We start from the raw sequence: 4,807 nt of genomic DNA, 5'->3' as shown, positions 1-4,807 counted from the left end.
TTGCTGGTCACGCATGGCGACGCATTTGACGGCATAGTTCTGTATGCCCGTTGGCTCGCATTTTTGGGTGATCAGGCATACACATTACTCCTCAAGGCAAATATCATCCTCAATGCAGTGCGGCGGAAGTTCAACCTACCTTATTGGTCGCTATCGTCTTATCTGAAAAAGCGCGTCAAAAACGCCGTTCAATATGTGGGACAATATGAAGAGGTTGTCGCGCGCGAGGCACTGCAGCGCGGCGTGCAGGGCGTGGTTTGCGGCCATATTCATTGCGCCGAAATCCGGCAATTCGGAGAGATCACTTACTATAATGACGGCGACTGGGTCGAAAGCTGTACCGCGTTGACCGAGGCAAAGGACGGTACCATGTCAATCATTGACTGGGCGGACGTCGTTCGGGGCCGAACCGAAAAACAGGCGGTGGTGGCAGCATGAGGCTTGCCATCGCGAGCGATGCATGGACACCGCAGGTCAATGGCGTGGTGCGCACCCTGACAGAAACCATTAGCCGGATGAGGTCACGCGGACACAAGGTCGAAATCCTTACCCCGGACCGCTTCGTTAATATTCCCTGCCCCGGCTATTCCGAGATCCGTCTCGCGGTCGCACCGCGCTTTAACGTACGCAAAATTCTTGGCGGGTTCCAGCCCGACATTGTCCATATTTCCACTGAGGGCCCAATCGGATGGAGCGCGCGCGCTTGGTGCCTGAAACATGACGTTCCATTCACCACCGCCTTCCATACGCGATTTCCTGAATATGTGGCGGCGCGCACACCGCTCTCCGCTGACCTCATCTGGCCGATCATGCGCAAATTTCACAAGCACTCGAAGGCTGTTTTGACGGCAACGCAGAGCTTGCGTAACGAACTTGAAAGCCGTGGCATTGAGAATACGAAGCTTTGGTCACGCGGTATTGACCGCGACATGTTTCATCCCGAGCAGCCCGAACACCCGCGTTTAAAATATCTCACTAAGCCCGTGATGCTGTCCGTAGGGCGAGTTGCAGTCGAGAAAAACTTAGAGGCCTTTCTGGACGCTGATGTGCCGGGCAGTAAGGTCGTGGTTGGCGATGGCCCTGCCCGCGCGGCGCTCGAGGCCAGATATCCCTCCGTCCTGTTCCTGGGGACCCGCAGTGGTGCCGAGCTTGCCAGCATATATGCAACGGCTGATGTTTTTGTGTTTCCGAGCAAGACCGATACCTTTGGACTTGTAATCGTCGAAGCCTTGGCCTGCGGGCTACCGGTCGCTGGATTTCCTGTGCAAGGGCCATTGGACATAATCGGTGCCGACGGTCGCGGGCCGAATGGATTAATGAATCAGGCGGTGGGGAGTTTAAACCTCAATCTGGCTCAGGCCATACAAGCTGCGCTTTTACTTAACCGCAGCAAAGCTTCGAAATATGGTGCTGGGTTTTGCTGGGACGCGTGCACCGACCAGTTTGAAAGCGGTATCGTGCAAGCCGAAACACATAATGCGCTGGCGGCTTAAACCTCTCCCAGCGTTAGCCAGCTAAACAACGAACGCTAAGTGCGATAAAGGCACAGCTCGGCGGTGGTATCACAGCCTCCATGCTGAACAGTGCTGCTTATTCGACCAGATAAGGAACCTTCGCACGGCAACGTTATTCCCTTTCTACCTAATAATTAGAAAGGGCCGATCATGCAGCCAATATCAGAAACAGCAACACCCGTTGGTACCGAATTGCTTTCAGATGCCAAGACCGTCGGTTCGTCTGCGGTCAACCGCCTTCACAGCGAAGTCGATGCACGAAAAAATGATGCGGTCACGCAGGTGCACGCCGTCTCGTCCACAATCGAGCGCGCAGCGGAATCTCTGGATCCAAATGCGCCAACCTGGCTCAAATCTTTACTTGCGCAAGGTGCAGAACAGATCAAAAGTTTTGCGGACACGCTTGAACACAATGACAGCCGCCAAATGGCATCGCAGGTTACAGAATTTGCAAAACGTTCGCCCGGTACCTTTTTAGGCGCTTGCGCCGCGGTTGGTTTTGCTGCCGCACGCGTATTCAAGGCTAGCAGCGGCGCAAACGAACCTACGCGCATGGGTTCGGTTTCACCTGTACAGTCGATGCCGCCTTTGTCATCGGATAGCACCAATAATAGTGCAGTTAACGCGGTCGCTCCGCGCGGAGAATTCGTGTGAGCGATCTGGATAGACGCGCTGTGCCCGACGAAAGTATTGGCGTAGCAAATGGCATTAAGCCCAAGTCGAACACGGGTGAAAGCGATAATATCGTCGATCTTCTGCGCGATTTGGTTCACCAAGGTTCGCATCTTGCCGAGCAACAGCTTAGCCTAATCAAAGCTGAGGTCCGCGAGTCAACAAGCGAGCTCAAGGCTGCCGCAGGCGGTCTCATCGGGGCAGCCGTTGTGGGTATTTCCGGCCTTGGCGTCCTCCTGATGGGGCTTGCTTATGTGCTTGCCGATGCCATTGATAATCTTGGCTTGGCGACACTCATTGTGGGCGCGGTCACCTTGGTTCCGGCGTTTATTCTCTACCGCAGTGGCGTTGCGAAAATGAGCGCCACACATCTTGCCCCTGACCGCAGCCAACGCACCCTTCAACGTACGCCCGACGCCGTTCGCGGCGAGCTATAAAGGAACTCAACATGACAAGCACAACACATGACGACCCCGCCGCAATTGAACTCGAAATCCGCCGTACACAGGAAAATATGAGCTCGACAGTCGACAGAATTGGTGATCAATTGAGCATCAAAAATATGTTCAATGCCCTTCTTGATAAGGCTGACGAAAGCAATATCGACGTTCGTATGATCTTGGACGGTGCCCGTCGCAACCCCGTTGCGCTTGGCCTCATCGCCGCTGGTGCCATCTGGCTGGTAAGCGACAAAGACGCAAAGATTCCCTCGATGCCATCGTTGGGTTCTAAGACACCTAAGACACCCTCAAACAGTCACGACAATTTCAGCGGAAGCCATGGTGAGTATATTTCACATATGTCAGCCATTGAACGCGCTGCAGACGAAGACGATGCAGCCTATCAACGCCGCCGCGATACAGCCCGTTCAAATTTCTTCATGTTGGAACGTGGACATGAGGAAGAAGAGAGCAGCTTTCGTCAACGGCTGGATTCAATGTCAGACAAGTTCCGCGACAAACGCCGCGCCTGGGCCGACACGTCAACCGATCTACAAGATGCAGCCAAGCAGAAAGCGCAACTTGCTGCCACCAAAACGAGCGATCTCTACAGCGAGAACCCGCTTGTGAGTGGGATTCTGGCGGCGGCTATTGGCGCTGCATTTGGCTCTGCGCTGCCGGTAACGCGTCAGGAAAAAGACAGTCTTGGTTCACTTGGTCAGAAGGCACGTGATGCCGTTGGTCAGCAGACTGAACAACTGGAATCTATTGTGCGTGAGAAGAAAGACGAGCTGGTCGAAAAGGCGGATGCGACTTTGAATAAGGAACCATCATCGTCTGACATGGGCAGATCAGCTGATATCCAGAACGCGGATTCACCGTTCATGGTTCGCACGTAATTCTTAATTAAAAAAAGTCGCGCAAAGCCGCTGTCAGACCTATCTGGCGGCGGCTTTTGTCTATGTGCTGCATCTTATGCAGCAAAAAGGCCGGTCTTTCGACCAGCCTTGCCTGAATAACTGCGCGACGGATTAGAGTGCTTGGACTGGGAAACTCTGACTGGAGCGATCGACGACATGCTCACCAAGGCGTGAACCTTGAGAGTCAAAAATCGTAACGATCGTCTTGTTGTTTCCCACGGCATCTGGCAGCCGTTTGATGGCATCATCCAAAGTCAGAAAAATGCTTTCGATGTAGCCGGCACCCTGACGGAGCAATTGCCATTCATTGTTCTGGTCATCTTCCAGCAAATGATAATGTTCGGTCATGATATGTGTCCGCGGATCTTGAGAAAGTTGGACACACCGAACTAAAAACGGGAGGATTCGCAGGCGGTGTGTCCGGGAAGATAACGGGCATGACGCGGCAAAGTTCCCGATGGTGCCACTGCGCTCAGTTCCGGCACAGCCTGCCCTTTAAGCGGTGCCGAGCGGAAGATTGGATGGTAGCGCGAGCTTCAAATTCAACGATGGAAAACACATGTTAGCGATGGATTATCGCGGACCGTATCGCGTCCGCCTCTCACAAAAGCCAATGCCCCATATCCTGCATCCGCAGGACGCCATTGTGCGCGTTACCCGGTCATGCATTTGCGGGTCGGACCTGCATTTATACCATGGCCTTGTGCCCGACACACGCGTTGGCATGACGTTCGGGCACGAGTTTTGCGGTGTTGTCGAACAAGTGGGTCCTGACGTTGAAAAGGTAACACCCGGTGACCGCGTTCTTGTCCCCTTCAACATTGCCTGCGGTCACTGCCATTTTTGCAAACAGGGGTTGTTTGGCAACTGCCATGAATCCAACGCGCAATCGACTGCTGTTGGCGGAGTATATGGCTATTCCCATACAGCCGGAGGCTATGATGGCGGTCAGGCAGAATATGTGCGGGTCCCATATGCCGATGTCGGTCCGCATATCATTCCCGATTGGATGGATTTGGACGACGCAGTGCTGCTCACCGATGTGGTTCCCACCGGGTATCAAGCAGCCGAAATGGGGGGAATTCAAAGGGGCGACACTGTCGTTGTTTTCGGTGCTGGCGCAGTCGGATTGATGGCAGCCCGGTGCGCCTGGTTATTTGGCGCTGGACGGGTGATCGTTTTCGATCTGGTCGATTACCGGCTTGAATTTGCGCGCACTTATTGTCCGGCTGAAGTCTATAATTTCAAGGAAATTGACGAC

At 53.9% G+C, this 4,807-nt stretch carries 7 protein-coding genes; 6 read left to right on the top strand and 1 reads right to left on the bottom strand.

Annotated features, from left to right (window positions below):
- The 5 genes from ACLL9E_RS03925 to ACLL9E_RS03905 all read left to right on the top strand — a co-directional run.
- The coding region (locus ACLL9E_RS03925) for a UDP-2,3-diacylglucosamine diphosphatase (RefSeq protein ID WP_411290436.1) at positions 1–438 on the top strand (438 nt) is incomplete at its 5' end.
- A complete protein-coding gene (locus tag ACLL9E_RS03920; RefSeq protein WP_411290435.1) occupies positions 435–1,493 on the top strand; it encodes a glycosyltransferase family 4 protein in 1,059 nt (352 codons plus the stop codon). The genes ACLL9E_RS03925 and ACLL9E_RS03920, both read left to right, overlap by 4 nt.
- 171 nt (positions 1,494–1,664) lie before the next feature.
- Positions 1,665–2,168, top strand: coding sequence for a hypothetical protein (locus ACLL9E_RS03915; protein WP_411290434.1), 504 nt, complete (start codon positions 1,665–1,667; stop codon positions 2,166–2,168).
- Positions 2,165–2,623: a phage holin family protein gene (locus tag ACLL9E_RS03910; RefSeq protein WP_411290433.1), complete on the top strand. Its 459-nt coding sequence runs from the start codon at positions 2,165–2,167 to the stop codon at positions 2,621–2,623. Before ACLL9E_RS03915 ends, ACLL9E_RS03910 begins: the two co-directional genes overlap by 4 nt.
- An 11-nt stretch (positions 2,624–2,634) precedes the next feature.
- Positions 2,635–3,525, top strand: coding sequence for a DUF3618 domain-containing protein (locus tag ACLL9E_RS03905; RefSeq protein WP_411290432.1), 891 nt, complete (start codon positions 2,635–2,637; stop codon positions 3,523–3,525).
- Between the two features lie 132 nt (positions 3,526–3,657).
- Here ACLL9E_RS03905 and ACLL9E_RS03900 read toward each other — a convergent pair whose 3' ends face one another.
- A complete protein-coding gene (locus ACLL9E_RS03900) occupies positions 3,658–3,894 on the bottom strand; it encodes a hypothetical protein (protein ID WP_411290431.1) in 237 nt (78 codons plus the stop codon).
- Positions 3,895–4,105: 211 nt separating this feature from the next.
- On the opposite strand from ACLL9E_RS03900, the gene ACLL9E_RS03895 reads away from it, so the two are divergent.
- Positions 4,106–4,807: alcohol dehydrogenase catalytic domain-containing protein (locus ACLL9E_RS03895; protein WP_411290430.1), on the top strand; the 702-nt coding region annotated here is incomplete at its 3' end.

This window comes from Sphingorhabdus sp., from assembly GCF_046596595.1.
In the GTDB taxonomy this organism is placed as follows: Bacteria; Pseudomonadota; Alphaproteobacteria; order Sphingomonadales; family Sphingomonadaceae; genus Sphingorhabdus_B.
This window is presented reverse-complemented; position numbering and strand designations above follow the sequence as displayed.